The organism is Mesorhizobium sp. RCC_202, from assembly GCF_041355295.1.
Lineage (GTDB): Bacteria > Pseudomonadota > Alphaproteobacteria > Rhizobiales > Rhizobiaceae > Mesorhizobium.
This window is the reverse complement of sequence record NZ_JBFUPO010000010.1, coordinates 12,067-37,297: the sequence shown is the minus strand read 5'-3', so window position 1 is coordinate 37,297 and position 25,231 is coordinate 12,067. Positions and strand designations below refer to the sequence as shown.

Sequence of the window (25,231 nt, the reverse complement as noted above, 5' to 3'; positions counted from 1 at the left end):
CGATGAAAGAAAAGAACCTTCTCGCCGAACTCGCCGCCTATCTGTTCTCCCATTCGGACAAGGAGACCGGCCGCACACCGTCGGAACGCGAACTGGCGGAGCATTTCGGCGTCAGCCGCGGCCAGATCCGCGAAGCGCTCGCTATCCTCGAAGCCATGCGCATCGTCGAGCGCCGCGCCAAATCCGGCATCTATGTCGACACCAGGCAGGCGAGCGTCGAGGCGTTGGCGCTGTTCGCCCGCGCCGGCCTGCCGCTCGATCCGGTGCAGATCTACGAGACCGTCGAGTTGCGCAAGATCCATGAGATCAAGGCGGCCGAACTCGCCTGCTCGCGCGCCACGGAAGAGAATTTCGAGCGGCTGCGTGAAATCCTCAAGGCTTCCGAGCAGCGCATCGCCGCCGGCGAAGGCCTCGCCAAGGAAGACCGCGAGTTCCACCTCGAGATCGTGCGGGCGACCAAGAATGGCGTTTTCCACAATATCTGCAGCGTCTATTACCTGATGGGCGAACTGCGCCTGCCGATCTATTTCAACGACCCGGAGCGCTCTGTGCGCTCGCATGCCGAGCACATCCAGATCTACGAGGCGCTGCTGCGCCGCGACGGCAACCTCGCCCAGGCGCTGATGAGCGCCCATCTGCAAGGGGCCGAGAGCTACTGGAAGGGGATCATCGAGGGCCGCGGCATGGAGCAGAAAACCGCCGCGCTCGAAAAGACCTGAGCCTGATGCGCAAGATCCTTTCGACGCATCCGCTGCACCCGCGCGCCACCGACATGCTGGCAGGCGCGGCACGGCTGGCTGTCGCCTCCGCGCTCGACGCCAGGACGCTGACCGCCGAAGCGCGCGATGCCGACATCGTCATCGTGCGCGCGCATCTGCCGCCGGAGCTGTTTGCCGGCGCGACCAACCTGCGCGCCGCGATCCGCCATGGCGCCGGGCTGGACATGATCCCGCTCGAAGCGGCGACGGCGGCGGGCGTGCTGGTGGCCAATGTGCCTGCCGTCAATGCCCGCTCGGTCGCCGAGCATGTGATGTTCACAGCACTTGCGCTGCTGCGGCAATTCCGCAAGGTCGACCATGACCTGCGCGCCAAAGGCTGGCTCGCCGGGCGCGAGCATGCCAATTCCAACATCGAGCTTGCCGGCAAGACCATTGGCATCGTCGGCCTTGGCGCAGTCGGCCAGGCGGTCGGCCATATCGCCGCGCACGGCTTCGACCTCAAGGTGGTGGCCACCACGCGCAGCATGCAGCCGGCGCCCGAGAAGGTCGGCTTCCTGTCGATCGACGCGCTGGTCGAGCAGAGCGACATCATCGTGCTGTGCTGCCCGCTGACGCCGGAGACGCGCGGCCTGATCAGCCGCGAGCGCATCGCCCGCATGAAGCCCAGCGCGCTGCTGATCAACGTTTCGCGCGGGCAGGTGGTCGATGACGACGCTTTGATCGAAGCCTTGACGAAGAGGCGCATCGGCGGCGCGGCGCTCGACGTCTTTGCGACACAGCCATTGCCGCCGAACCACCCCTATTTCAGCTTCGACAACGTCATCGTCACCCCGCATATGGCTGGCATCACCGAGGAATCGATGATGCGCATGGGCGTCGGCGCCGCAGGCGAGGCGCTGCTGGTGCTGGCCGGCAAGCTGCCGGTCAATCTGCGCAACCCGGAAGTGGTCAACCATTACTGGCGGCGCTTTCCCGCCGACGCATAGTGCATCCGCGGTTTCGCCCCAATTCTCAGTGACGCTGCGATGATGCTCAGCCGCCACCTCACGCTCCCGATCATCATTGCCGCATCGATCTGCGCCATGCCGGCACTCGCCGCGGAGAGCAGCTATGTCTACTGCGACAACGGCCTTCGTTGCTTCAAGCAGCCCTGCCCGTCGAGCAGTGCCCTCGACCTTGCCACCGGCAAGATCATCAAGGGCGTGTCGATCGACACCGGCGGCCTGCCGCAACAAGACCAGGCGCTCGACCTCTCGGACAAGCTCTACGCCGGCAAGATCGTCGTCAGAGGCTCGATCGAACGCCGCACCCAGACCATCACCGGCAAGGACTACACCTTGTCCTGGCTGGTCGCGACCCGCGTCGTCCGCGCCGCCAAGGACAGCGAGCGCGAGCACTGCTTCTCGCGATAAGCCGGTTGCAACAGCGGTTCGTTATCCGGCCAACAGCGCCTCGACTTCAGCCGCCACGCGCAACAGATATCGGTCTTCCCCGTGCCTGCCCATCAGCATCAGACCGGCCGGCAGCGCCATATCCGGCATCGGCAGCGAGATCGCGCAAAGGTCGAACTGGTTGGCGACCTGGGTGTTGCGCAACAACAGCCCTTCCGTCTTGTCGCGCAGCGCCTCATCGGCAGCCATGGCGGCGATCGTCGGCGCGACCATCGGCACGGTCGGCAGCGCCACCACGTCGATCGCTTCCAGGCGTTGCGCCATCGCGAGCACGAGTTCGCCACGGCGACGTATAGTCCTGATATAGGCTGAAGCAGGCACCGCCAGCGCGCGCGACAACGGCCCGGTCACATGCGGATCGACCAGCACGGGCGCGCCGGCAGCCAGCCAGTCGGCATGCACTTCGGCGCCCTCCATCGAGGCGATCGTGCCGCGCTTTGTCGCCAGACGCATCTCGGCGATGAGATCGTCGATCGGCAGGTCGACGACGCGGGCGCCAGCCCGCTCGATCCTGCCGATACAGGCCCCGAAAGCAGCAGTCACTTCCGCTTGCGTCTCGCCGAACACGATGCCACGCGCAATGCCGACGCGCAGGCCGGCAAGCGAGAGCGGCTGCAGCGGCCCGGGATCCTCACCGGCCATGACCGCGTCGGCGGCCGCGCAATCGGTAACGTTACAGGCAAGCGGGCCGATCGAATCCAGTGTCGCCGACAAAGGATAGGCGCCGCCCAGCGGCACGCGCCGCGCCGTCGGCTTGAAGCCGACGACGCCGTTGAGCGAGGCCGGAATGCGCACCGAGCCGCCGGTGTCGGAACCGATGGAAATCTCGCTCGTGCCTTCGCCGACCGCAACGCCGGCGCCGGACGACGAACCGCCCGGAATCAGGCTGGCATCTTTGGCATTGCCCGGCGTGCTGTAATGCGGATTGTCGCCAATCGCGGTGAAGGCGAATTCGGTCATGTTGGTCTTGCCGATGATCACGGCGCCCGCCTGCCTGAGCCGTGCCACGATCATTGCGTCCCGCGTTGCCGCCGGTGCGGTGGCCAGTATCAGCGAGCCAGCGGTGGTCGGCTCGCCGGCAACGTCAAACAGATCCTTGACCGACAGGATCGTGCCGTCGAGCGGTCCAAGGCTCACGCCGGCCTTGCGGCGCGCATCGGACGCGTCCGCAGCCGCTCGCGCGGCCCCGGCATAGCGTTTCGTATAAACCTTTTCGTCGGCTGCGCGATTGGCAAGACGTGACAGGATGATTTCGAGACGGTCGCGGACGGATTGCATGTCGATGTCGGACTCCGCAAGGATGAGACGTCTTTAAAAACAATTCCAGGAAAAGTGTTCAGCGGTTTTCCGCCTGGAATTGCGAAGAACAAAGGCAGCAGCGATTGCGCTGACGAAACGGATAAACCGGCAAGCGTGCCTTTGCACCCTGCCAGGAACAGGAAGATGCTGATGCTGTACAAAGGCAGCTGCCACTGCGGCAAGGTGGCGTTCGAGGTCGAAGGCGAACTCGCCATGGCCGTGCGCTGCAATTGCTCGATCTGCAGGCGCAAGGGCGCGCTGCTGTGGGCCGTGCCGCATGACCACTTGAACCTCGTCGCCTGGGGCGACGATCTGGGCCGATACACTTTCGGCAAGGCTCAAATGGCGCATCGGTTTTGCCGCACCTGCGGCATCCACCCTTTCGCCGAGGATGTCAGCCGGGGCGCCGAACGCTCCGCCTATATCAACATCAACTGCCTCGACGATGTCGACCTTGCGGCCATCGAGGTGTTCGAGTTCGACGGCCGGTCCGCATGAATTACCGGTAGCCGGTGGCATCGGCCGGCTTGCCTGCATCCTGGACCTCGGGCACATAGCGCCAGGCGTCCGGGCGCGAGCCATCGAGATCGGTGAAGCCATAGACCTGCGCCAGTCCGCCGCTGGAGAGGGACTGTCCGTTCCAGCGCGACCGCTTCGGGTCGGAAGCGAGCGCGACCACGGCGCGGCCGATGAAGCGCGGCGTTTCTGAAATGACGAAATGCGGGACATTGACGGTCGCGTCGCGCCAGTTCTCCTCCTGCACGCCGAAGGCTTCCAGCATCATCTCGGAGCGCAGCCAGCCGGGTGTCAACGACACCGAAGTTGCGCCGTGCTTTTCGAGGTCCTTGGCGTGCGCCCATGCCATGCGGTTCACCGCCACTTTCGCGAGATCGTAGAAGGGCGACAACCGGTAGTGGTCGGCATTGTAGTCTGCGGTGCCGTCGGTGACTTCGACTAGCAGCCCGCCTGGACGCTCGATCATCAGCGGCAAGGCGTGGTGCGCGGTAATCAGATGTGTGTCGATCCCGAGTCGCAAAAGCCGCAAGCCGTTCTCGAGATTGTGGTCCCAGACGGGCTTATCCCATTCCAATAGCTTTTCGCCGCCCCAGACATCGTTGACCAGTATGTCGAGCCGACCCTGCTCGGCGCGGATGCGGTCGACAAGCTTCCGCACCTCGTCCGAAACCTGATGGTCGACCTGCACGGCAATGCCTTTGCTGCCCTGCGCGGTAACCAGCTCCGCCGTTTCCTCGATGGTCTCGGGTCGATGATATTCCGACTGCTGCGCCCGCGTCGTCCGCCCGGTGACATAGACAGTGGCGCCGGCGGCGCCAAGCTCGACGGCTATGCCACGGCCCGCGCCCCGCGTAGCGCCGGCGACCAGAGCGACCTGTCCTTCAAGCGTCATCAAAACCTCCAAACTCTGGAAATGCACACAAATGAGAGCTCGCTTTTATGTCTCCCTCCATTTATAAATGATCATTCGTTTATAAATGGATGTCAAGATGACTCGCCCAAAAACCCAGTCAGACGAACACGTTCTGGAGTTGGCCTCACGGTTGATGCATAACGAAGGGCCTGAAGCGTTGACCTTCGAACGCTTGGCCCGGGCAAGCGGCCTTTCGGGCTCGACCCTGGTGCAGCGCTTCAAGAGTAAGGCGCTGCTGAAGCAACGCACCCTGCTCCATGCCTGGGACAGACTAGACCGAAACACTGAGGAAGCTGCGCGCTGGGCGGCGAAAACGCCAACGGGCGCTATCGAACTGCTGGTTACCCTTTCCGGTTCTTATGGCGATATCCAATCTTATGCCGAGGGCCTGCTTATCCTGCGCGAGGATCTGCGCGATCCCGTCCTGCGGGCGCGCGGCGCTACGTGGAAGGCAGCACTGAGCAAGGCACTTGCCGACTGCTTCGCCGGAGAGGCGAACATGCCGGAAGATATCGGCCTGCTGATGGCATCGCACTGGCAAGGTTCGCTATTATGGTGGAGTTTCGATCCCGACGAGATGGACCTCACCGCCTATGTCGAGCACAGCCTGAAGCGCTTCGTGTCAGCCCTTACAGCTCCGGCCCGGAGCCGTTGAAGACCCGGGCCGAATCAAATCGCGGATTACAGATAACCGGCTATTCGGCGCGCTTTGGTCCGATGGAGAAAGCCACGATGGCCGCAAGCAGCGTGGCTATCGCGCTGTAGGCAAAGGCGCTGGCGACGCCGGCATGGTCGACCAGCAGACCGCCGAACACGGCGCCAAGCGCGATCGCCACCTGGAAGGTCGCGACCATCAGGCCGCCGGCGCTCTCGGCCTCATCGGGCGCGGCGCGCACCAGCCAGGTCTGCAGGCCGACCGGCACCGCGCCGAAGGCAAAGCCCCAGGCCGCGACGGCTATCGCTGCCAACACTGGCGAAGCGCCGAGCGTGAGCATGGCAAGGGCCGCCAGCGCGATCAGCAGCGGCGCCAGCCCGACGGCAAGCTTGAGATTGCGCTCGGCCAGGAACGCGCCGGCGAAATTGCCGAAGAAGCCGCCAATACCATAAGCAAGCAGAACCAGCGAAATGGTCTCGATCGGCATGACGGGCACCGTTTCGAGGAACGGGCGCACATAGGTGAAGCCGGCAAACTGGCCGGAGGCGACAAGCAGCACGACAAGAAGGGCAACACGAATCGAGCGCCGCTTCAACACGTCGAACAAGGTGCGGAAGCCTGCAACGCTAGAAGGTGGCAGTCGCGGCAAAGTGACGAGTTGCACCAGCAGCGCCAGCGCGCCGACGACCGCGGCGATCATGAAGGCAGTGCGCCAGCCCCAGACATCGCCGACATAAGCGCCGACCGGCGCCGCGGTGACGGTGGCGATCGACACGCCCGTCAGGATGATCGACATGGCGCGCGGCATCAGCCGCATCGGCACCAGCCGCAGCGCCATGGCGGCAGACATTGCCCAGAAGCCTCCCAGCGCGACGCCAAGCACGACGCGGGCCAGAAGCAGAATGGTGAGCGAGGAGGCGAAGGCGGCGAGCAGGTTGGAGGCGATCAGCAGGATCGACAGGATCCACATCACCAGCCGGCGATCAAGGCTTCGGGTGGCAATGGCCATGGTCGGCGCCGCGATCGCGCCGACGATCGCTGTCGCCGTCACCGCCTGGCCGGCGGCGCCTTCGCTGACGCCAAGGTCCTGCGCCAGCCGGGTGAGCAGGCTGGCGGGCAGGAATTCGGCGGTGACGAGCCCGAACACCCCAAGCGCCAGCGAGACCACGGCGCCCCATGCGGGTTCGGATCGTTCTTCCGTTTCAGGATTGTCAAGGACGGCCGTGGCGGGTTCGGTCATGACAAAACCTCCGATCTGATTGCAGCGCCACTTAGGAAATGACCGGCTCGAGCTCCACCCGTTATAGGATTAGACGGGGCGAGCAGTCCGTGTTGTTTGCGGCGCAACATTTAGCTGCAGTGCAACATAGGGAGTGACCGCCTGGCGTTTCCATGCTATAAACGCCAAAATGAATTACAATTCGTCCAAATCGGCACTACCGGCATCCGGCGACCCTCTGACCGACATGCTGCGCGGCTTGCGCCTCGACGGTGTCGATTACGGCCGCTGCGTGCTCGGCGAACCCTGGGCGGTCTCCTTTCCCAAGCAGAAGGCGGCGCGCTTTCATTTCATTGGGCAGCAAGGCTGTTGGCTGTTCTCGCCGGCGAGGGAGTGGATCGAGCTGTCGGTTGGCGACGCGCTGCTCATCCCGCGCGGCGATGAGCACATTCTGGCCAGCGCCCCGGGCGTTCCCCCAGTTCCGATCGGCCGCTACACCATCGAGCCGGTCTGCGAAAACATCTACGACGTCTCCAATGGCTGCGACGGCTGCAAGACGCTGTTGTTTTGCGGCTCGATGCATTTCAACCTCGACGGCTCGCATCCGCTGCTCGACATGATGCCCGCCCTGATGCAGGCGCATAAGCTGATGGCGAACGCGCCGGGCATTCAGCATCTGCTCGATGCGATGGCCGGCGAGGTGACGATGGATCGCGTCGGCTCCGGCGGCATTCTTGCCCGCCTGGCCGACGTGCTTGCCGCCACGATCATCCGCTCCTGGGTGGAGAATGGCTGCGGCGACGCTTCCGGATGGATCGCCGCGGTCAGAAGTCCGGATGTCGGCAAGGTGCTCGCCGCCATCCACCTGCAGCCCGAACGCGACTGGTCGGTCGAGACGCTGGCGCGTATGATGGGGGCTTCGCGCTCCGCCTTTGCGCAGCGCTTCGCCACCGTGGTCGGCGAAACGCCGGCTAAGTATGTGCTGCGCGTACGCATGCACCAGGCCAGGCAATGGCTGACCCGCGACGGCATGCGGGTCTCGGTGGCGGCGGCAAGGCTGGGCTATGATTCCGAGGCGTCCTTCAGCCGCGCCTTCAAACGGGTGATGGGCGAGGCGCCGAGCCGTTTCCGCAACACGGCCGGCGGCGAGGACAGCGCGACCGCCTGAGCCTTTGAAATCCTCTGTCTGGAGAAATCGCCAAGTTTTTTGGACGACACGCCATTGCCTGCCCATGACGGCGACATAATCTGGCCTGGTGGAGGAACCCGATGACCAGATATTTCGCAATGCTTGGGCTTGCCGCGCTCTGTCTCGTGCCTCAGCGCGCGTTGGCGCTTGAAGACAGCTACCTGCCCGCCGACAAGATCCCCTATGCCGTTGAGGCGCCGGACCAGCCGCAGCGCCTCGGACCGCTATGGGGCGAGCGGGCGAAGGGACCGGCCGGCACGCTGCTGAAGGTCCCTGGCAATTGGCGCGCGCCCGTCCATGCCCACACCGCCGATTACCGCGCCATTGTCATCAAGGGGCTGTGGGCGCACTGGCAGATGGACGGCGGCGAAGCGACCAAGGTCGTGCTGCCTGTAGGTTCCTACTGGACGCAGAAGGCCAACGAGATGCATGACGATGCCTGCCTCTCGGACACCGAATGCGTGATCCTTTTGATCAACGACACGCCCTACGAGACCTATTTGCCGAAATAGGATGCAGCCAACGACAGCAGGCAGGCAGAAAGGCCGGCTGCTAGCCTGCGTGCCGCAGGCTGACGCCGCTGCCCTTGTCGAACAGCACCACCTTGTCGGGGTTCCAGGCAAAGCGCACCGACTGCTCGATCGCGACATCGGTTCTGGCCGGCACGGTGGCCCTGAGCATCGTGTCGCCGACCCTCAGCGTCAGGATCTTTTCGACGCCGTGGTTCTCGACATCGTGGACGAGTGCTTCCACCGGCGCGCCGCTCTCCAGATAGACGTCCTCCGGACGGATGCCGAAGACGAGCGGGCGACCCTCGGTCGCGCCACTCGTCCCGGCTCCCCCTTTAAGCGGCAGTTCGAAATTGATCGGCGCCATCACCGCGCGGTTGTCGACCAGCCTGCCGTCGATGAGGTTCATCGGCGGCGAGCCGACGAAGCTCGCGACATAGGTGTCGCGTGGATTGTTGTAGATCTCGTGCGGCGTGCCGGTCTGCACGATGCGGCCGTGATTCAGCACGCCGACCTTGTCGCCCATCGACATCGCCTCGATCTGGTCGTGGGTGACGAACAGGAAGGTGGCGCCGAGCTGCATCTGCAGGTTCTTCAATTCCGTGCGCAGCGCCTCGCGCAGCTTGGCGTCGAGCGCCGACAGCGGCTCGTCCATCAGGAACACGCGCGGCTTGCGTACGATGGCCCGGCCGATCGAGACGCGCTGCATCTCGCCGCCCGACAGCCGGTCGGTCTTGCGGTCGAGCAGATGCTCGATCCTGAGCGTGCGCGCCACGCGCGCGACACGGTCCTGGATCTCGGCGTCCGGCAGCCGGCGGATCTTCGGCTTCAGCGGGAATTCCAGATTCTGCCGCACCGTGTAGCGCGGATAGAGCGAATACTGCTGCAGCACCAGCGCCACGTCGCGCTCGGCGGCGCCCCAGTCGGCGACGTCGACGCCGTCGATCAACACCTGCCCCTCGGTCGGCTTTTCGAGGCCGGCGACCATTCTCAGCGTCGTCGTCTTGCCGGCCCCGGTCTCGCCGAGCAGCACGAAGAACTCGCCATCGGCGATCTCGAGACTGAGTCCCGACAACGCGGTGTGGTTGCCGAAGGTCTTGGAAATGTTCTTGAGTTGGATGTGGGCCATTACAGTCTCACTCCGAGCGACCTGCCGCTCGCCGCGTCGAAGAAATGCGCCTGCGAAGGATCGATCCGCGCATAGACCTTTTCGCCCGCACCGCTGATGAAGCCGCTCTTGGTGCGGGCGCGCAGCATCTTGGAGCCGACCTTGAGGTCGACGATGTCGAAGGAGCCGAGCGGCTCGACGATCTGCGTTTCGACAGGCAGGAAACCGTCCGTCGCCTCGCGGCGCACCAGCACGCCTTCGGGCCGTATGCCCAAGGTGAGCTGGCCGCCGGCATGGCCGTTGAGCTTGGAAAGCAGCGCGCGCGGAAACTCGAAGCCGGCGGCCGCGCCGCCGACGGAAACAGAAGCTGCCGACGCATTGTCGGCCACCGTGGCCTCGGCGACGTTCATCACCGGACTACCGACGAATTGCGCGACGAACAGGTTGGCCGGATGCGAATAGACCTCGTCCGGCGTGCCGACCTGCTGCAGCACGCCTTCATGCATGATGACGATGCGGTCGGCGAGGCTCATCGCCTCGATCTGGTCGTGCGTCACGTAGATGCTGGTCGAGCCCTGCTTGATATGCAGCCGCTTGATCTCGGCGCGCATTTCCTCGCGCAGCTTGGCGTCGAGCGCGCCGATCGGCTCGTCCATCAGCATCGCCTTGGGGCGCCGCACCAGCGCCCGCCCGATGGCCACGCGCTGCATGTCGCCGCCCGACAGCGCCGAGGGCTTCTTGTTGAGCAGATCGCCGATCTGCAGCGTCTTGGCCACCGAGCGTACTTCTGCGTCGATCTCGCTCCTGCTCTTGCGCGTCGCGCGCAGCGGGAAGGCGATGTTCTCGTAGACGTTCATATGCGGGTAGAGCGAGAATGACTGGAACACCATGGCGATGTCGCGGTCGGCCGCCTTGAGGTGCTGCACCGGCTTGCCATCGATCAGGATGTCGCCCTGGTCGATCGTCTCCAGCCCGGCGATAGCGCGCAGGGTCGTCGTCTTGCCGCAGCCCGACTGTCCGAGCAGCACGATGAACTCGTTGTCGTCGATCTTGAGGTTCAGGTCCTTGATGACCTGGACGGCGCCGAAGAATTTCTGGACGCCGCGAAGCTCGATCTGGGTCAATGCTGTGCCCCCGCGTTGCGCGCCTGCTGTTCGGCCCCGTGTCCGGTGCCGGCCTGCTCGTCGCGCGGAATCTTGGAGGTGATGTTGAAGCCGATCAGGCCGATCAGGATGATCGTCACGCCGTAAGTGTGGAGCGGCATGTTCCAGGGTTGGCAGAGCGCGACGATGCCCAGCACCATCAGGATCTGCGACCCTGGCTCGAGATACTTCTCGTTGATGGCGCGAAAACTCATTTGCGGATCGCTCCGAAGGACATGCCGCGCAACAGATGATTGCGGAGCAGGAAGGTGAAGATCGCGACCGGCAGCAGGAACAGGAAGGTGCCGGCGGCGATTACTGTCCAGTCGGGCAGGCCGGAGCCGACCTGGCTCGGAATGAAGGGCGGTGCGGTCTGCGCGCGGCGGTTGGTCATGATCAGCGCGAAGGCGTATTCGTTCCACGCCGTGATGAAGCAGAACACGGCCGTTGCGGCGATGCCGGTCGCGGCCTCGGGCAGCACGATCTTGAAGAAGGCTTCCATACGCGTATAGCCGTCGACGAGCGCTGCCTCCTCGTATTCCTTCGGGATCTCGTCGATGAAGCCCTTCATCAGCCACACCGAGAAGGACAGGTTGAAGGCGGTGTAGAGGATGATCAGGCCGAGATGGGAATCGTTCAGCCCCGCGGCCCGGTACATCAGGAACATCGGGATTGCGACCACCACCGGCGGCAGCATGCGCGTCGACAGGATGAAGAAGAGCAGGTCGGCCTCTCCCTTCACCTTGAAACGCGAGAAGCCGTAGGCGGTGAACGTGCCCATGCCGACGGCGAGCACGGTCGAGGTGATCGCCACGATCAGCGAGTTCAGGAAGCGGCTCGGATAGCCCGACCACTGCACCTCACCCTTGCCGTCGCGCACGATCTTTTCGCCGCCGTCGAAGACGACGCGCTCCCACCACGGGGCTGCCGCGTATTCTTCCGGCGTCGGCGGATTGCGCAGCTGCGAGCGTTTGGTGAACAGCTTCACGAAGGGCGAGATTTCCGGCTGGAACACGACCGTCGGCGGGATCGTCGTGGCAAGGTTGCGCGGCTTGAATGCCGTCGAGGCGATCCAGTAGATTGGCGCCAGGAAAATGATCGTCACCAGCAGAACGATGACGATGGCGATGCGGTTGAAGGTGATTTCGGAAGAGGTGCGGACGGCGGCCATCTGTCAGCGCTCCTTCACTTTGTTCAGGTATTTGACGTAGATGTTGGTGATCGCCAGCACCATGATCAGCACGATGTAGGCCATGGCGCAGGACCGCCCGGTCTGCCATTCCTGGAAAGCCATCTTGTAGAGCCGGATCGAGATAAGTTCAGCCGTCGGCTGGCTTGTCAGAATGTAGGCGAGATCGAAGGTCTTGAACGCTTCCATGGTGCGGAAAATAACCGCGATCATCAGGATCGGCGCGACCAGCGGCAGAGTGATGCGAAAGAACGTGTAGAACGGGCCGGCGCGGTCGATCGCCGCGGCCTCGTAGAGATGTTTCGGCACCGCCGAGAGGCCGGCCAGCGACAGCAGCATGACGAAGGGCGACCACATCCAGATATCGGTCAGGGCGACTGCATAGAGCGCCATTTTCGGATCTGCCAGCCACTCGAAATTGCCGAGCCCGAGCGCATAGTTGATGACGCCCCATGACGGGTCGTAAAGCAGTTTCCAGAACAGGCCGACGACGGCCATCGACAGCATCATAGGCAGCAACAGCAGCGTAGTGATAAGGCCCTTGAACGGAATATCCCGGTTGAGCAGCATCGCCACGCCAAAGCCGACGAAGAGCTGTCCGACGACCGAGACAATGACGTATTTCGCGGTGATGGCGAAGTTCGACCAGACATAAGGGTCGTTGAGCAGGTCGCGATAGTTCTGCAGCCCGACGAAATTAGCCGGCGCATTGGTCGACGCGCGGAAATCGGTGAAGGAATAGCCGAGCGAATAGATCAGCGGGAAGATGTTGAAGACGATCAGGAACAGGATCGTCGGGATGATGAAGAGATTGCGGATCGAAATGTCGCTGAGGCCGCGCGCCGCGGCCCGCGAGGACCTGTCGAGCGTGGTGATCATCGTGGTCGCCAAAACCCTGCTCCGGAAGCTTGAAAAACAAACGGAGGAGGCCTCTCAGGCCTCCTCCGCGAGGCATGTCGATTACTTCACGCGGCCGTATTTTTTGAAAGTCGCGTTCCAGTCGGCGGCAAGTGCGTCCAGCGTTTCCTTGGCGGTGCCGGAGCCGCCGATCATGTAGGGATAGATGCGCTGGTTGAGTTGCTGCAGCAGTTCGGCATATTCCGGCACGGCCCAGAAATCCTTCACCTTGAACATGGTCTCGTAGAAGGCCTTGTTGTAAGGCGTGGCACTCTGGAACTCAGGCGATTTCAGCACCGCCGCGCTGCAGGTATAGCCGCCAAGCGCCGCCCATTTCTTCTGGGTGTCGTCCTTGATGAACCATTCGAGGAACTTCATCGCCTCGTCCTGCTTCTGCGAATAGGAGACGATGGAGATGCCCTGGCCGCCGAGAGCCGCGAACTGGTCGCCGTTCGGGCCCGGAGGATTGGCGAAGAAACCGGTGTTCTTGGCGTTCGGGTTCGACGACTCGTTGATCAGCGAGGGGAAGAAGGCGAAGTAGTTCATGCTCATCGCCGCGAGGTTCTCGGTGATCGCCTGGTTGTCCTCGACGAAGAACGACTTGGCCCAGCCCGGAGGCGTGAACTTGTAGAGTTCCTTGTAGGCATCGAGCGCCGCGACGGCCTTGTCGGAGTTGACGATACCGTCGACCTTGTATGTCGAGTAGTCGCCGAGTTCGCCGCCGTAGGAGAACAGGGCGTTCTCGAAGCCCATCGCCATCGCATCATAGGAATTGTCGGTGTAGATGGCGATGCCGTATTTCTTTTGGTCCGGACGGTAGAAGAATTCGGCGATGTCGCGCAGCGCCTTGAAATCCTTCGGCACGTCGAGGTCGTAGCCATACTTGGCCTTGAAGGCTTCCTTTTCCTTCGGGTCCTCGAACCAGTCCTTGCGATAGGACCAGCCGACGGCGTCGCCTTCGAGCGGGATCGCCCAATACTTGCCGCTGTTGCCGGGATATTCGGCGTAGTATTTGACCGTCGCCGGCGCCATCACCTCTTTGAGATTGTGCTTGTTGAAGAAGTCGGTCAGGTCGACATAGTGACCGCCGGTCGAGCCGGCGCCGAGCCACTGCGAGTCGCCGACCACGAGGTCATAGGCGTCGCCATGGGCGTTGAACTCGGTGAAAGCCTTGGTCTGAAAGTCGGACCACGGCGTGGTTTCGACCGTGATCTTGACGCCGGTTTCCTTCTCGTACTCGTTGCCGAGTTCCTGCAGGTAGTTGGCCGGATCCCACTCCGCCCAGAAGATGGTGAGCGACTTTTCCTGCGCGTGGACGGACGTCCCGCAGGCAAGCGCCAGGCCGACACCAGCAAGCACGCTGGTCACTAACTTGCGCATAATGATTTCCTCCCTTGTGCGCATTCTACCGTGTCATGCGTGCCGGCGACGAAGCCGGCCCTGGTAGTTCCTCCTGTGATGGCGCCTCTCCGGTTCCAGGCCTCCTCGCCCCTGCCGGAAAATGGATCGCGGCCTTCACTTTTGATCCGCTTTATCTGTCTTGATCTGGTATTACCAATTCTGGCTTGGCGTCAAGCGCTTTCTTGAAGCGACGATAGCAGTCAGATGAGCCAACCATTACGATATCCGTCTGTTTTTCCTCGTTTTTCCTACTATTTGATACGTGGAGCGCTTGTCAGGAGCGGGTCACCACCATTAACATCCAAAACTGTCTCCGCAATCTGGTCGAACCAGATTCACGCGGTTGTTCCCTGAGACGCGACCAACATTCCTGCCGATTTCGCCTCCGATTCCGCCATCGCCGCCCGCACCAGCGCGCCCGCCGCCCATTGCGCGACCGACATCATTTCGGCGCTGTCCAGCCCCCAGATATCCTTCAGCACGGTGACCACCTCGACGCCGAACATCAGCGACAGCGCCTGCGCCAAGCGCTTGAACTGGCGCGGCTTGAGACGCCCCTTGAGTGGCGCGATGGCATCCTTGAGCAAATCGACGCGATGCCCCCGCGTGAAAGCCGGCTCGGACCCGAGTGTGCCCGCCTGGCGCCGCGCCCATTGATCGAGCGACAATTTCAGCGCCGCCTTGAACGTCGCCTCGAAAGCCTCGATGCGCGGCATGGCGGTGGCAAAAAGATCGGCCACGCGCCGCTCCGCATCGTTGGAATTGGATGTCCAGGTAAGGATCGGTCCGAGCCCCTCGTCGACCACCGCCTGCACCAGCGCCGCCTGGCTCGGGAAATAGCGGTAGGCCGTCGCCCGCGAGACCTGCGCCGCCTCGGCCACCTCGCTGACCGAAGGCGTCAGGCCCGACTGCATCAGCCTCGTCGCGGTCTCCAGCATCAGGCGCCTGGTGCGGGCGCGCGGCCCCTTTTCGGCGGCCGGCGGCTGATCGTCGCTGTCGCGGACAGCGGCTTGTTGACGTGAGACATCCATATCAATACGATACGCGCGTCTCAAAAAAATGCAATGGCCCGCGCATCGAGGACGGCCATGCAAAAAAGGTCGGTGGCCTCCCCAGGCGCGCCGGGTGATGGGGAATGCGATGAAGCGCATCTACGTCGTGGGCACTGCCGACACCAAGGGCGAGGAACTGGCCTTCCTCGCCGATGCCGTCGCCGCTGCCGGCGGCCTGGTCGCCCGTGTCGATATCGGCACGCGCGGCGCCACCGTTCCGGTCGACGTCGCGGCCAGCGAAGTCGCGGCACATCATCCTGACGGCGCAAGCGCGGTGCTTGGCAACGATGACCGCGGCACGGCGGTGGCCGGCATGGGCGCGGCTTTCACCAGCTTCATCCAGTCCCGCAACGATGTTGCCGGCGTCATCGGTATCGGCGGCGGCGGCGGCACATCGATCGTCACCGCCGGCATGCGCGCGCTGCCGCTTGGGCTACCGAAGATCATGATCTCGACGCTCGCCTCCGGCGACACAGCACCCTATGTCGACGTTTCCGACATCATCATGATGCCGTCGGTGACGGACATGGCAGGCCTCAACCGGCTGTCGCGCGTCGTGTTGCACAACGCCGCCAAGGCGATCGCCGGCATGGCCGCGAAGCCGGCGCCCTCGGCCACCGGCAAGCCGGCGCTGGGCCTCACTATGTTCGGCGTCACCACGCCTTGCGTGACGGCGATCGTCGAACATCTGCGCGCCGACTATGACTGCATGGTCTTCCATGCCACCGGCGCCGGCGGCCGCTCGATGGAGAAGCTTGCCGATTCCGGCCTGCTTGCCGGTGTCCTCGACATCACAACGACAGAGGTCTGCGACTTGCTGTTCGGCGGCGTGCTGCCGGCGACGGAAGATCGCTTCGGCGCGATTGCCCGCACCGGCCTGCCCTATGTCGGCTCGGTCGGCGCGCTCGACATGGTCAATTTCTGGGCGCCGCCAACCATTCCCGAGCGCTATCGCGGACGCCTGTTTTACGAGCACAATCCCAACGTCACGCTGATGCGCACCACCATCGAGGAATGCCGCCGAATCGGCGAATGGATCGGCGGCAGGCTTGCCCAATGCGACGGTCCGGTCCGCTTCCTGATCCCTGAAAAGGGCGTATCCGCCCTCGATATCGAGGGCGGCGCCTTCTTCGACCCGGAAGCCGACGCTGTGCTGTTCGACGCGATCGAAGGCACGATCAGGCCGACGAAGAATCGCACCGCGACGCGCCTGCCATTGCACATCAACGATCCCGCCTTTGCCACGGCCGCGGCCGAAGCCTTCCTCGATATTGCCAAGAATTGAGACCCGATGGCCGCCATCCCGCGCAAGAAGATTCTGGAAAAATTCCGCAAGATGATTGCCGACGGCGTGCCGATCGTCGGCGGCGGCGCCGGCACCGGCCTGTCGGCCAAGGCCGAGGAAGCCGGCGGCATCGACCTGATCATCATCTACAATTCCGGCCGCTACCGCATGGCCGGGCGCGGCTCGGCCGCCGGCCTGCTCGCCTACGGCAACGCCAATGAGATCGTCAAGGAAATGGCTTATGAGGTGCTTCCGGTGGTGAAGAGGACGCCGGTGCTGGCCGGCGTCAACGGCACCGATCCCTTCGTCATCATGCCGCTGCTTCTGGCCGAGCTGAAGACGATGGGCTTTTCCGGCGTGCAGAATTTCCCGACCATCGGCCTGTTCGACGGTAAAATGCGGCAGAGTTTCGAGGAGACCGGCATGGGCTTCGGCCTCGAGGTCGACATGATCGCCGAGGCGCACAAGCTCGACCTTCTGACCACGCCTTACGTTTTCAATCCTGACGAGGCGCGCGCCATGACCAAGGCCGGCGCCGACATCGTCGTTGCCCATATGGGGGTGACGACCGGCGGCTCGATCGGCGCCACCTCGGCCAACTCGCTCGACGACTGCGTGACCGAGATCGACGCCATCGCCGATGCCGCGCGCTCGGTGCGCAAGGATGTCATACTGCTTTGCCATGGCGGCCCGATCTCGATGCCCGACGATGCCCGTTACATCCTCGACCGCTGCAAGGGCCTGCATGGCTTCTACGGTGCGAGCTCGATGGAGCGGCTGCCGGCGGAAGCGGCGATCGCCAGGCAGACGGCGGATTTCAAGGCCGTCACGCTTCGCGAGCACAAGACACCACCCACGAAAAAGAAGGGATGAGCAATGGCCGACAGGAGCAAGGTTTTCGTCTACCCGAAAGATGTCAGCGCCTTCGGCTTCGACTGGGGCAAGCTGTCGCTGACCGTCGCGCCGGAAGTGAACGGCGCTGAGCGCTTTTCCGGCGGTGTCGTTGACCTGCCCTCGGGCAAGGGCCACACACGCCACAACCATCCCGGCGCCGAGGAAATCATTTTCGTCATCTCCGGCAATGGCGAGCAGATGGTCGAGGATGAGCAGGGCAATCCGGTGGTCGCCAAGGTCGGACCCGGCTGCACCATCTACGTGCCGGAAAGCCGCTTCCATTCGACGCTGAATACCGGTGATGGGCCGATGCAGCTCTTCGTCGTCTATTCGCCCGCCGGGCCGGAGCTGATGTTGCGGGAACTGCCGGATTTCAAGCTGCTACCGGCGGGGCAGTGATGAAACTTTCCTTCTCCCCGTTCTACGGGGAGAAGGTGCCCGAAGGGCGGATGAGGGGCAGCGCCGACCTTCGATCTACGAAATCCCACCCCTGTTCCACCCGCGCCCGCGATCGCCGAACATCACATAGCCGGCGTCGGTCACGGCGACCGTATCCTCCAGCTTGATGAAGCCGCGCGTCGGGTGGAGCATGGTCGTCTCCACCGAGAGCACCATGTTGGTCTCCAGCGGCTTTGCCGCATAGGTGCCTTCATAGGCGACCGGATGGTTGGTCATCAGGAACGGCGCCTCATGCGTGATCAGCCCCATGCCGTGGGCGAAAAAGTCCGTATAGGGAGCGACCTTCGAGGCTTTCAGCACGCCCTCGGCATGCGAAATCATATCGCCGCCCAGCGTGCCCGCCTTGACCTTGGAGAAGGCTGCCTGCTGCACCGTCTCGATTTCAGCCAACAGGTCCTCGAGTTCCGCGTCCGGCTCGCCGAGCACACCCATGCGGCAGAGATCGCCGATATAGCCATGATAGTTGCCGCCGGAATCGATCGACAGCACCTCGCCCTTCTTCCAAGCTTGATTTGAGGAAGCGCGGTTGTGGCTGGAGCCGAGCGTCAGCAGGCAATATTCGAAATGCGCGCCGCGATTGGTCTCCTCGCGCCGCAACTGCTCGATGATGTCGGCCTTGGTCGTGCCTTCGCGCGCCCAGGCGATCGTCGCCAGCATGGAATCGGTGATAAGCTCGGAGGCGGTGCGCAGCTGTTCGAGCTCGGCCTTCGTCTTGATGGCGCGCATGTTCTCCAGCATGTCGGTGGCGTCGATCAGCTTGGCATCGGGCAGCGCCTTGCGGATCAGCGCGTAGGCGTCGGACGGCAGGAAGCCCGGCTCGATGCCGATGCGCGCCGCGCCCTTGCCGATCTGCTTGAGATGCTCGACCGCCAGATTGGCGGCGTCGAGCGTGCCCCAGCAGGCGGCGTGCAGTGTCGGCGTCCAGAACGGATGGTTCTGGTGCTCGCCGCCCTCCATCTTGTTGCCGATATAGGCCGCATGCTCCGGCCCGCCTTTCTCGTAAAGGACGATCGGCAAATAGCGGCTGTGCCCGATCGCATCCATCGCGGCAAAAAAGATGAATTTGTAGCCGCCGAGCAGATATTGCGTGTTGTGCTTGGAGGTGGCGAACAGCACGTCGATGCCGGCCTCGTCCATCAACCGGTCCACCCGCGCCTGGTCGAACGGGATGCTGCTGACTTCGGTCTTGCCCGGAGCGATGTTCATCTGCCTCTCCTTGGAAATTTATCGGCCTGCAGGCGGCCAATCCGTCTTTGAATCCCGATACCGGCTAAATCTGCATTATTTTGGTCGTCCTGGTCCAGCCAGAATTGACATATGGTCGTCAATTCCGACATCAGAACCATTCTCCGTGCATCATCCCGCGCAATCTGGTCCGACCAGATTGTTGCGCTTCTATCTTGCGGTTATAACTGGTCCAGCGGACGAAAATTTCAAAGCCAAGCCAGCATGCGCCAAATCCGTCTCTGGCGAAACCTTGGCCAAGGGCCATAATCCTCAACTGTTCGAGATTGCCGCGCCTGCTCAGGCGCGAAGAGGGGAGTTGAAATATGTCCGAATTCACCATTTCACGCCGCCGCCTGCTGGCCGGCTCCGCGTTGCTTTTGACCTCGACCGCACTGCCGACCATCGGCCTGGCGCAGACGCCGAAGAAAGGCGGGCGCCTCGTGCTTGCCGCCGATTCCGAACCGCGCAATCTCAACCCGGCGATCGTCGCCTCGAACGGCGTCTTCTTCATCTCCAGCAAGATCGTCGAGACGTTGGCCGAAGCCTCCTTCGACGGCAAGGATGGGCTGCAGCCGCGGCTGGCGCTTTCCTGGGAAGGGGCGGCCGACGGCCTGTCGGCGACCTTCAAATTGCGCGACGGCGTGAAATGGCATGACGGCAAGCCCTTCACGTCCGCCGACGTCGCCTTCTCGGCGCTGCGGATCTGGAAGCCGCTGCAGAATCTCGGCCGCACCGTGTTCAAGGACCTCGAGGCCGTCGACACGCCCGACGATCTGACCGCAATCTTCAAATTCGCCAAGCCGACGCCGTTTCAGCTCATCCGCAATGCGCTGCCGGCGCTGTCGAGCGTCGTGCCTAAGCACGTTTATGAGGTTGGCAAGATCGAGGACAATCCGGCCAACAACGCGCCGATCGGCACCGGCCCGTTCAAATTCGCCGAATACAAGGCCGGCCAGTATTACCGGCTGACCCGGAACGATGCCTATTGGGGCAAGGACGAGCCCTATCTCGACGAGATCGTCTACCAGGTGCTGCCCGACCGCACATCCGCCGCTGCGGCGCTCGAGGCCGAGGAGATTCAGCTCGCCGCCTTCTCCGCCGTGCCGCTCGCCGACCTCGACCGCATCTCCAAGGTGCCCGGCCTCAAGGTCATCCCCAAGGGCTATGAGGGGCTGACCTACCAGCTCGTCGTCGAGATCAACCATCGCCGCAAGGAACTGGCCGACCTGAAAGTGCGCCAGGCGATTGCGTATGCCATCGACAAGGACTTCGTCGTCAAGACGGTCTTCCTCGGCTATGCCGCGACCGCGACCGGCCCGGTGCCGAAGAACGATCCGCAATTCTACACCGCCGATGTGCCGACCTATCCCTTCGACGTCGCCAAGGCCAACGCGCTGCTCGACGAAGCCGGCTACAAGCGTACCGACGACGGCAAGCGCTTTGCGCTGAAACTCCTGCCGGCGCCCTATTTCAACGAAACAAAACAGTTCGGCGATTATCTGCGCCAGGCACTGGCCGCCATCGGCATCGACGCCGAGATCGTCAACAACGACTCGGCAGCCCACATCAAGGCCGTCTACACCGACCACGCCTTCGACCTCGCCGTCGGCCCGCCGGTGTTTCGCGGCGACCCGGCGATCTCGACCACCATCCTGGTGCAGAGCGGCATTCCCGACGGGGTGCCCTTCTCCAACCAGGGCGGCTACAAGAACGCCGATCTGGACGCGCTGATCGCCAAGGCATCGGAAACGCTCGACACCTCGGCGCGCACCGAACTCTACAAGGAGTTCCAGAAGAAGGTCGCGGCCGATCTGCCGCTGATCAATGTCGCGGAGTGGAGTTTCATCAGCGTGGCGCGCGATACGGTCGGCAACATCGCCAACAATCCGCGCTGGGCGGTTTCAAACTGGGCGGACACCTATTTGGCCGGCTGATCTCCTTGCGGATTGCCTGTCGGGGTGCTCAGTTTCGAGAATGAGAGTTCCCTCGCGCCCCCCTCTGTCCTGCCGGACATCTCCCCCACGAGGGGGGAGATTGGCAGCTTCCGCGCCCCGCCCATTCTTGGAACGTTGGAGGGTGGCGAAAGCCGCGCCGACGGCTGATCTCCGCCCAAGGGGGGGAGATGTCCGGCAGGACAGAGGGGGGCGCCGTAGAGCTCGACGCCCATGGCTTAGCCTCAACCAGGCTTCCCCATGACCCGCGCCCTCACCCTTATCCGCCGCCGCCTCGTCGGCAGCGTCTTCGTGCTGCTGATCGTCGTCATCGGCAGCTTCCTCCTCCTCGAAGCAGCCCCCGGCGATGCTGTCGACGCCTACATCGTCTCGACCGGCGGCGATGCCGGCATGATCGAATTGCTGCGCCACCGCTGGGGCCTCGACCAATCGGAATTTACCCGCCTCGCCAACTATCTCTGGGCGCTGCTGCATCTCGACCTCGGCCAGTCGGTTACTTTCTCCAGGCCGATCCGCGAAATCATCCTCGAACGCCTGCCGACCACGCTGATCCTGATGGGCAGCGCCACCGCGCTGTCCTTTGGTCTCGGCTCGGCGCTCGGCATCTATGCCGGCGCCAGACCCGGCAGCTTCCGCGACCGCTTCCTGTCGATCGGTTCGCTGGCGCTTTACGCCGTGCCCGGCTTCTGGCTCGGCCTGGTGTTGATCGTCGTCTTTGCCGTCGACCTGCGCTGGCTGCCGATCGGCGGCATCGAGAGCATCGCCTCCGGCAAGACCGGTCTGGCAAGGACCGCCGACATCGTCGTCCACCTCGTGCTACCGGTCTCGGCGCTCGGCTTCATCTATCTGGCACTCTATCTGCGCATGATGCGCGCCGGCATGGCCGAAGCCTGGCGCCAGGACTTTGTCCTTGCCGCCCGCGCGCGCGGCCTGTCGCGCCGCCGCATCGTGCTTGCCCACGTCGCCCGCAACGCGCTGTTGCCACTGATCACCATGCTCGGCCTGCAATCGGCGCAGATGCTGGGTGGCAGCGTCGTCATCGAAAGCGTCTTTGCCGTGCCCGGACTTGGACGGCTGGCGCAGGAGGCCGTCGCCGGACGTGACACGCCACTGCTGCTTGGCATCATCCTCACCAGCGCCGTTCTGGTCATCGTCATCAACCTCCTCGTCGACCTCGCCTACGCCTTCCTCGACCCGCGCGTCGGCGCCGGCGAGGCCGGCGCATGAGCCGGCTGCGTCGCTTCTTTCGCACACCGGAGGCAATCGCCGGTTCGCTCATCCTCGCTTTGCTGGTCGCCATGGCCCTCGCCGCGCCGCTGCTGTTCCCGGGCGACCCGCAAGCGATCGCCGGTCCGGCGTTGCTGCCGCCGTTCCAGAACTGGGCGCTGCCGCTCGGCACCGACCGTCTCGGCCGCGATGTGCTCGCCGAATTGTTCCACGGCGCCCGCACCTCGCTGGCGGTGGGGCTGGCGGCGGCGACCGCCGCCCTTCTGATCGGCGCCGTGGTCGGCACGCTGGCCGGCTTCGCCGGCGGCCCGATAGACGAAGTGCTGATGCGCATCACCGACGCCTTCCAGACCGTGCCGAGTTTTCTGCTTGCGCTGGCCTTCGTCAGCATCGTCGGGCCATCGCTCGGGGTCGTCGTCGCGGCGATCGCGCTCGGCGCCTGGACCGGGCCGGCGCGGGTGGCGCGCGCGGAAGTGCTGTCGATCCGCGAGCGCGACTATGTCGCCGGTGCGCGCGTCATCGGCATGCATCCGCTCGAAATCGCCTTTCGCGAGGTTCTGCCCAATGCCTTGCCGCCGGTGCTGGCGCTGTCTTCGGTGATCGTGGCGGCGGCGATCCTGACCGAGGCGGCGCTGTCCTTCCTTGGCCTCGGCGATCCCAACCGCGTCACCTGGGGCGGCATGATCGCCGAGGGCCGCACGGTTTTGCGCACCGCGCCGTTTCTGTCGATCGTTCCGGGCGTGGCGCTGGTGCTGACCGTGCTCGGCGTCTATCTCGCCGGCGAAGGCGTGGTCGAAAGCACTGCCATGCGCAGGAGCCTGTCGTGACCGCGCTGCTGTCCATTCGCGATCTTGCGGTGCGGTATCGGCGCGATGGTGTCGAGGTGACGGCGCTGAAAGGTGTGAGCCTGGACGTCGAGGGCAGCGAGCGCCTGGCGATCATCGGTGAAAGCGGTTCGGGCAAGAGCACACTGGCGCTGGCGGTTGCGGGGTTGTTGCCGGGAAGTGCCGGGATTGACGGACGCATTGAGTGGTTTTTGCCGGCGGACGCTGGCGCAAAGGCCCCCCACCTCGGCCGCGACATCGGCTTCGTCTTCCAGGACCCCTCCTCCAGCCTGGACCCGATCATGCCGGTCGGCAAACAGATCGCCGAAGTCGTCCGCACGCATCTCGGCCTCGGCTGGCGCGACGCCTACGCCCGGGCGAAAACCCTGCTCAAACGTGTGCATCTGCCCAACCCCGACGCCATCCTGCACGCCTATCCGCACCAGCTCTCTGGCGGCCAAAAACAGCGTGTGGCGATTGCCGCCGCCATCGTCGCTGGCCCGAGACTACTCATCGCCGACGAGGCGACCAGCGCGCTCGACACCATCGTCCAGGCCGAGATCGTCACGCTTATTCGGCAACTGGTCGCCGAGGACGGCATGACGCTGCTCTTCATCAGCCACGACATCGCGCTGGCAGCCACGCTTGCCGACCGCATCGCGGTGCTGCGGCATGGCGAACTGGTCGAATTCGGCGAAACCCGCCAGGTCATCGAGGCCCCGCGCCACGCCTATACGCGCGCCTTGCTCGACGCTTATCTCGGCCTCGACGCCCAGCCGCTGCTTGATCGGCAAGGCACCCGGGTATGAGCGTGCTCACCGTCTCCAATCTAACCAAGCACTATCGCCGCGGCGGCGAGCGCTTTGCCGCCGTCGATGATGTCTCGTTCGAGATCGCGCCGGCGGAGACGCTGGCGCTCGCCGGCCCGTCCGGCAGCGGCAAATCGACGATCGCAAGGCTGGTGCTGAGGCTGATCGAGCCCGATACCGGTCGCATCGAATTTGAAGGCGAGGATTTCCTCGCCCTGTCGGGCGCCACGCTGCGCGCCAGGCGGGCAAAGCTGCAGATGGTGTTCCAGGATCCGCTGGCAGCCTTCAATCCGCGCGCCACCGTGGCGCGTGTGCTGGATGATCCGTTGCGCATCCACGATATTGCCTCGCGCGCAGAACGCCCGAGCCGCATCGCGAGCCTGCTGGAGCGCGTCGGCCTCCACGCCGCTCTTGCCATGCGCGCCATCCACGAGATTTCCGGTGGTCAGCGCCAGCGTGTGGCGATCGCGCGCGCCATCGCCACCCGGCCGTCGCTGATCGTGCTCGACGAGGCGGTATCGGCGCTCGACGTTTCGGTGCGCGGACAGATCCTGGACCTGCTGCTCGACCTGCAGCGACAGGAACGGATCTCCTATCTTTTCATTTCACATGACCTCGGCGTCATCCGTGCCATTGCCCATCGCGTCGCGATCCTCGACGCCGGCCGCATCGTCGAAAGCGGCGATGCCCGCGCCGTCATCGCCGACCCGCAATCGGCGATCGGCAAGGCGCTGGTGGCAGCGATGCCGAAACTGAACAGGGAAACAACATTATGACCACCGAAGCCGACGCAGCCAGAGCCGAGAAACTGTCGCGCGAGCTGGACTCCGCCTTCCGCAACCGCGCCGATCTCTATCGCCTCTTCCTCGACGAGCTGACCGCTGAGCTCGGCGCCGCGCAAGCGGAAGCGGTGATGATCCGCAGCATCGAGAAGCGCGGCCGGGAAGTCGCGGCCGCGGCCTTCGCCGGCTTCGGACCCAATGACGCGCCGGCGATTGGCGAAGCCTTTCTCGCTGTCAGCCCGGACGGCGGCCGCATGTATCCGACCGATGTCGATCGCGGCCCCGACCACATCGCCTTCAAGGTGAAGCGCTGTCCGCTGAAAGACGCCTGGGTCGAGGCCGGCGTCGGCGAGGACAAGCTCGCCACGCTCTGCCGCATCGCCGGCGCCTTTGATCGCGGCCTGTTCGAAGCGACCGGCGTGCGTTTCGCCAATGTCACCTGGACGCCAGGGCATGGCAGTGGCTGCTGCCACATCGCGCTGACCAATCGGGACGCTTAGCCGGCTACGAGCC

At 64.1% G+C, this 25,231-nt stretch carries 27 protein-coding genes; 16 read left to right on the top strand and 11 right to left on the bottom strand.

Annotation, left to right across the window (positions count from 1 at the left end; all coding sequences use genetic code 11):
• Nucleotides 1–2 precede the first annotated feature (2 nt).
• The 3 genes from AB6802_RS22190 to AB6802_RS22180 are packed head-to-tail and all read left to right on the top strand — an operon-like array spanning nt 3 to nt 2,131.
• Nucleotides 3–719: a FadR/GntR family transcriptional regulator gene (locus AB6802_RS22190; protein WP_371012318.1), complete on the top strand. Its 717-nt coding sequence runs from the start codon at nt 3–5 to the stop codon at nt 717–719.
• A gap of 5 nt (nt 720–724) precedes the next feature.
• The gene (locus tag AB6802_RS22185; protein WP_371012317.1) at nt 725–1,705 is read left to right on the top strand and encodes a hydroxyacid dehydrogenase; all 981 of its coding nucleotides are present in this window, start codon (nt 725–727) and stop codon (nt 1,703–1,705) included.
• A gap of 39 nt (nt 1,706–1,744) precedes the next feature.
• Nucleotides 1,745–2,131 carry a hypothetical protein gene (locus tag AB6802_RS22180; RefSeq protein ID WP_371012316.1) on the top strand — a complete coding sequence of 129 codons (387 nt, stop codon included), beginning with the start codon at nt 1,745–1,747 and terminating at the stop codon, nt 2,129–2,131.
• Nucleotides 2,132–2,152: 21 nt separating this feature from the next.
• On the opposite strand, the gene AB6802_RS22175 is transcribed toward AB6802_RS22180, so the two are convergent.
• The gene (locus AB6802_RS22175; RefSeq protein ID WP_371012315.1) at nt 2,153–3,448 is read right to left on the bottom strand and encodes an amidase; all 1,296 of its coding nucleotides are present in this window, start codon (nt 3,446–3,448) and stop codon (nt 2,153–2,155) included.
• 171 nt (nt 3,449–3,619) lie between these two features.
• On the opposite strand from AB6802_RS22175, the gene AB6802_RS22170 reads away from it, so the two are divergent.
• Nucleotides 3,620–3,967, top strand: coding sequence for a GFA family protein (locus tag AB6802_RS22170; RefSeq protein WP_371012314.1), 348 nt, complete (start codon nt 3,620–3,622; stop codon nt 3,965–3,967).
• Between the two features lies 1 nt (nt 3,968).
• On the opposite strand, the gene AB6802_RS22165 is transcribed toward AB6802_RS22170, so the two are convergent.
• Nucleotides 3,969–4,877, bottom strand: coding sequence for an SDR family oxidoreductase (locus tag AB6802_RS22165; protein WP_371012313.1), 909 nt, complete (start codon nt 4,875–4,877; stop codon nt 3,969–3,971).
• A 97-nt stretch (nt 4,878–4,974) separates the two neighbouring features.
• On the opposite strand from AB6802_RS22165, the gene AB6802_RS22160 reads away from it, so the two are divergent.
• Nucleotides 4,975–5,553 carry a TetR/AcrR family transcriptional regulator gene (locus tag AB6802_RS22160; protein ID WP_371012555.1) on the top strand — a complete coding sequence of 193 codons (579 nt, stop codon included), beginning with the start codon at nt 4,975–4,977 and terminating at the stop codon, nt 5,551–5,553.
• A gap of 40 nt (nt 5,554–5,593) precedes the next feature.
• Here AB6802_RS22160 and AB6802_RS22155 read toward each other — a convergent pair whose 3' ends face one another.
• On the bottom strand, nt 5,594–6,793 hold the full coding sequence (locus AB6802_RS22155) for an MFS transporter (RefSeq protein WP_371012312.1): 1,200 nt from the start codon (nt 6,791–6,793) through the stop codon (nt 5,594–5,596).
• Between the two features lie 169 nt (nt 6,794–6,962).
• On the opposite strand from AB6802_RS22155, the gene AB6802_RS22150 reads away from it, so the two are divergent.
• Nucleotides 6,963–7,940 (top strand): AraC family transcriptional regulator, encoded by a 978-nt coding sequence (locus tag AB6802_RS22150; RefSeq protein ID WP_371012311.1) that lies wholly within the window; start codon nt 6,963–6,965, stop codon nt 7,938–7,940.
• A 101-nt stretch (nt 7,941–8,041) separates the two neighbouring features.
• Nucleotides 8,042–8,473: a DUF4437 domain-containing protein gene (locus AB6802_RS22145; protein WP_371012310.1), complete on the top strand. Its 432-nt coding sequence runs from the start codon at nt 8,042–8,044 to the stop codon at nt 8,471–8,473.
• Between the two features lie 40 nt (nt 8,474–8,513).
• Here the strand turns inward: AB6802_RS22145 and AB6802_RS22140 are convergent, their stop codons facing one another.
• From AB6802_RS22140 to AB6802_RS22110, 7 genes are all read right to left on the bottom strand, one after another.
• Complete coding sequence (locus tag AB6802_RS22140; RefSeq protein ID WP_371012309.1) at nt 8,514–9,599, bottom strand: ABC transporter ATP-binding protein; 1,086 nt, start codon at nt 9,597–9,599, stop codon at nt 8,514–8,516.
• Nucleotides 9,599–10,702, bottom strand: a complete 1,104-nt coding sequence (locus AB6802_RS22135) for an ABC transporter ATP-binding protein (RefSeq protein WP_371012308.1) — start codon at nt 10,700–10,702, stop codon at nt 9,599–9,601. Before AB6802_RS22135 ends, AB6802_RS22140 begins: the two co-directional genes overlap by 1 nt.
• On the bottom strand, nt 10,699–10,935 hold the full coding sequence (locus tag AB6802_RS22130; RefSeq protein WP_371012307.1) for a hypothetical protein: 237 nt from the start codon (nt 10,933–10,935) through the stop codon (nt 10,699–10,701). The genes AB6802_RS22135 and AB6802_RS22130 overlap by 4 nt, the downstream gene beginning before the upstream one ends.
• The gene (locus AB6802_RS22125) at nt 10,932–11,891 is read right to left on the bottom strand and encodes a carbohydrate ABC transporter permease (RefSeq protein ID WP_371012306.1); all 960 of its coding nucleotides are present in this window, start codon (nt 11,889–11,891) and stop codon (nt 10,932–10,934) included. The genes AB6802_RS22130 and AB6802_RS22125 overlap by 4 nt, the downstream gene beginning before the upstream one ends.
• A 3-nt stretch (nt 11,892–11,894) precedes the next feature.
• Entirely contained in the window at nt 11,895–12,800 is a 906-nt protein-coding gene (locus AB6802_RS22120) for a carbohydrate ABC transporter permease (protein WP_371012305.1), read from the bottom strand.
• A gap of 69 nt (nt 12,801–12,869) precedes the next feature.
• On the bottom strand, nt 12,870–14,186 hold the full coding sequence (locus AB6802_RS22115) for an ABC transporter substrate-binding protein (protein WP_371012304.1): 1,317 nt from the start codon (nt 14,184–14,186) through the stop codon (nt 12,870–12,872).
• Nucleotides 14,187–14,542: 356 nt separating this feature from the next.
• Nucleotides 14,543–15,238: a TetR/AcrR family transcriptional regulator gene (locus tag AB6802_RS22110; RefSeq protein ID WP_371012303.1), complete on the bottom strand. Its 696-nt coding sequence runs from the start codon at nt 15,236–15,238 to the stop codon at nt 14,543–14,545.
• 109 nt (nt 15,239–15,347) lie between these two features.
• Here AB6802_RS22110 and AB6802_RS22105 point away from each other — a divergent pair, with 109 nt between their 5' ends.
• The 3 genes from AB6802_RS22105 to AB6802_RS22095 are packed head-to-tail and all read left to right on the top strand — an operon-like array spanning nt 15,348 to nt 17,837.
• On the top strand, nt 15,348–16,544 hold the full coding sequence (locus AB6802_RS22105) for a Tm-1-like ATP-binding domain-containing protein (protein ID WP_371012302.1): 1,197 nt from the start codon (nt 15,348–15,350) through the stop codon (nt 16,542–16,544).
• 6 nt (nt 16,545–16,550) lie between these two features.
• Nucleotides 16,551–17,417 carry a phosphoenolpyruvate hydrolase family protein gene (locus AB6802_RS22100; protein ID WP_371012301.1) on the top strand — a complete coding sequence of 289 codons (867 nt, stop codon included), beginning with the start codon at nt 16,551–16,553 and terminating at the stop codon, nt 17,415–17,417.
• Nucleotides 17,418–17,420: 3 nt separating this feature from the next.
• Complete coding sequence (locus AB6802_RS22095; protein WP_371012300.1) at nt 17,421–17,837, top strand: cupin domain-containing protein; 417 nt, start codon at nt 17,421–17,423, stop codon at nt 17,835–17,837.
• A 75-nt stretch (nt 17,838–17,912) separates the two neighbouring features.
• Here AB6802_RS22095 and AB6802_RS22090 read toward each other — a convergent pair whose 3' ends face one another.
• Nucleotides 17,913–19,103 carry a M24 family metallopeptidase gene (locus AB6802_RS22090; protein WP_371012299.1) on the bottom strand — a complete coding sequence of 397 codons (1,191 nt, stop codon included), beginning with the start codon at nt 19,101–19,103 and terminating at the stop codon, nt 17,913–17,915.
• Nucleotides 19,104–19,447: 344 nt separating this feature from the next.
• Between AB6802_RS22090 and AB6802_RS22085 the strand changes: the two genes are divergently transcribed.
• The 6 genes from AB6802_RS22085 to AB6802_RS22060 all read left to right on the top strand — a co-directional run bounded on the left by AB6802_RS22085 (nt 19,448) and on the right by AB6802_RS22060 (nt 25,218).
• The gene (locus AB6802_RS22085; RefSeq protein WP_371012298.1) at nt 19,448–21,058 is read left to right on the top strand and encodes an ABC transporter substrate-binding protein; all 1,611 of its coding nucleotides are present in this window, start codon (nt 19,448–19,450) and stop codon (nt 21,056–21,058) included.
• 258 nt (nt 21,059–21,316) lie between these two features.
• Nucleotides 21,317–22,303 (top strand): ABC transporter permease, encoded by a 987-nt coding sequence (locus tag AB6802_RS22080; protein ID WP_371012297.1) that lies wholly within the window; start codon nt 21,317–21,319, stop codon nt 22,301–22,303.
• Nucleotides 22,300–23,130: an ABC transporter permease gene (locus AB6802_RS22075; RefSeq protein ID WP_371012296.1), complete on the top strand. Its 831-nt coding sequence runs from the start codon at nt 22,300–22,302 to the stop codon at nt 23,128–23,130. Before AB6802_RS22080 ends, AB6802_RS22075 begins: the two co-directional genes overlap by 4 nt.
• On the top strand, nt 23,127–23,936 hold the full coding sequence (locus AB6802_RS22070) for an ABC transporter ATP-binding protein (protein WP_371012295.1): 810 nt from the start codon (nt 23,127–23,129) through the stop codon (nt 23,934–23,936). The genes AB6802_RS22075 and AB6802_RS22070 overlap by 4 nt, the downstream gene beginning before the upstream one ends.
• On the top strand, nt 23,933–24,712 hold the full coding sequence (locus AB6802_RS22065) for an ATP-binding cassette domain-containing protein (RefSeq protein ID WP_371012294.1): 780 nt from the start codon (nt 23,933–23,935) through the stop codon (nt 24,710–24,712). Before AB6802_RS22070 ends, AB6802_RS22065 begins: the two co-directional genes overlap by 4 nt.
• Nucleotides 24,709–25,218: an L-2-amino-thiazoline-4-carboxylic acid hydrolase gene (locus AB6802_RS22060; RefSeq protein ID WP_371012293.1), complete on the top strand. Its 510-nt coding sequence runs from the start codon at nt 24,709–24,711 to the stop codon at nt 25,216–25,218. Before AB6802_RS22065 ends, AB6802_RS22060 begins: the two co-directional genes overlap by 4 nt.
• The last annotated feature ends 13 nt before the right edge of the window (nt 25,219–25,231 follow it).

Excerpts from the sequence above, each read along its gene's own strand:
- AB6802_RS22190 (WP_371012318.1), top strand. The coding sequence starts at position 3 with ATGAAAGAAAAGAACCTTCTCGCCGAACTCGCCGCCTATCTGTTCTCC.
- AB6802_RS22185 (WP_371012317.1), top strand. The coding sequence starts at position 725 with ATGCGCAAGATCCTTTCGACGCATCCGCTGCACCCGCGCGCCACCGAC.
- AB6802_RS22180 (WP_371012316.1), top strand. The coding sequence starts at position 1,745 with ATGATGCTCAGCCGCCACCTCACGCTCCCGATCATCATTGCCGCATCG.
- AB6802_RS22175 (WP_371012315.1), bottom strand. The coding sequence starts at position 3,448 with ATGCAATCCGTCCGCGACCGTCTCGAAATCATCCTGTCACGTCTTGCC.
- AB6802_RS22170 (WP_371012314.1), top strand. The coding sequence starts at position 3,620 with ATGCTGTACAAAGGCAGCTGCCACTGCGGCAAGGTGGCGTTCGAGGTC.
- AB6802_RS22165 (WP_371012313.1), bottom strand. The coding sequence starts at position 4,877 with ATGACGCTTGAAGGACAGGTCGCTCTGGTCGCCGGCGCTACGCGGGGC.
- AB6802_RS22160 (WP_371012555.1), top strand. The coding sequence starts at position 4,975 with ATGACTCGCCCAAAAACCCAGTCAGACGAACACGTTCTGGAGTTGGCC.
- AB6802_RS22155 (WP_371012312.1), bottom strand. The coding sequence starts at position 6,793 with ATGACCGAACCCGCCACGGCCGTCCTTGACAATCCTGAAACGGAAGAA.
- AB6802_RS22150 (WP_371012311.1), top strand. The coding sequence starts at position 6,963 with ATGAATTACAATTCGTCCAAATCGGCACTACCGGCATCCGGCGACCCT.
- AB6802_RS22145 (WP_371012310.1), top strand. The coding sequence starts at position 8,042 with ATGACCAGATATTTCGCAATGCTTGGGCTTGCCGCGCTCTGTCTCGTG.
- AB6802_RS22140 (WP_371012309.1), bottom strand. The coding sequence starts at position 9,599 with ATGGCCCACATCCAACTCAAGAACATTTCCAAGACCTTCGGCAACCAC.
- AB6802_RS22130 (WP_371012307.1), bottom strand. The coding sequence starts at position 10,935 with ATGAGTTTTCGCGCCATCAACGAGAAGTATCTCGAGCCAGGGTCGCAG.
- AB6802_RS22125 (WP_371012306.1), bottom strand. The coding sequence starts at position 11,891 with ATGGCCGCCGTCCGCACCTCTTCCGAAATCACCTTCAACCGCATCGCC.
- AB6802_RS22115 (WP_371012304.1), bottom strand. The coding sequence starts at position 14,186 with ATGCGCAAGTTAGTGACCAGCGTGCTTGCTGGTGTCGGCCTGGCGCTT.
- AB6802_RS22110 (WP_371012303.1), bottom strand. The coding sequence starts at position 15,238 with ATGGATGTCTCACGTCAACAAGCCGCTGTCCGCGACAGCGACGATCAG.
- AB6802_RS22105 (WP_371012302.1), top strand. The coding sequence starts at position 15,348 with ATGAAGCGCATCTACGTCGTGGGCACTGCCGACACCAAGGGCGAGGAA.
- AB6802_RS22100 (WP_371012301.1), top strand. The coding sequence starts at position 16,551 with ATGGCCGCCATCCCGCGCAAGAAGATTCTGGAAAAATTCCGCAAGATG.
- AB6802_RS22095 (WP_371012300.1), top strand. The coding sequence starts at position 17,421 with ATGGCCGACAGGAGCAAGGTTTTCGTCTACCCGAAAGATGTCAGCGCC.
- AB6802_RS22090 (WP_371012299.1), bottom strand. The coding sequence starts at position 19,103 with ATGAACATCGCTCCGGGCAAGACCGAAGTCAGCAGCATCCCGTTCGAC.
- AB6802_RS22085 (WP_371012298.1), top strand. The coding sequence starts at position 19,448 with ATGTCCGAATTCACCATTTCACGCCGCCGCCTGCTGGCCGGCTCCGCG.
- AB6802_RS22080 (WP_371012297.1), top strand. The coding sequence starts at position 21,317 with ATGACCCGCGCCCTCACCCTTATCCGCCGCCGCCTCGTCGGCAGCGTC.
- AB6802_RS22075 (WP_371012296.1), top strand. The coding sequence starts at position 22,300 with ATGAGCCGGCTGCGTCGCTTCTTTCGCACACCGGAGGCAATCGCCGGT.
- AB6802_RS22065 (WP_371012294.1), top strand. The coding sequence starts at position 23,933 with ATGAGCGTGCTCACCGTCTCCAATCTAACCAAGCACTATCGCCGCGGC.
- AB6802_RS22060 (WP_371012293.1), top strand. The coding sequence starts at position 24,709 with ATGACCACCGAAGCCGACGCAGCCAGAGCCGAGAAACTGTCGCGCGAG.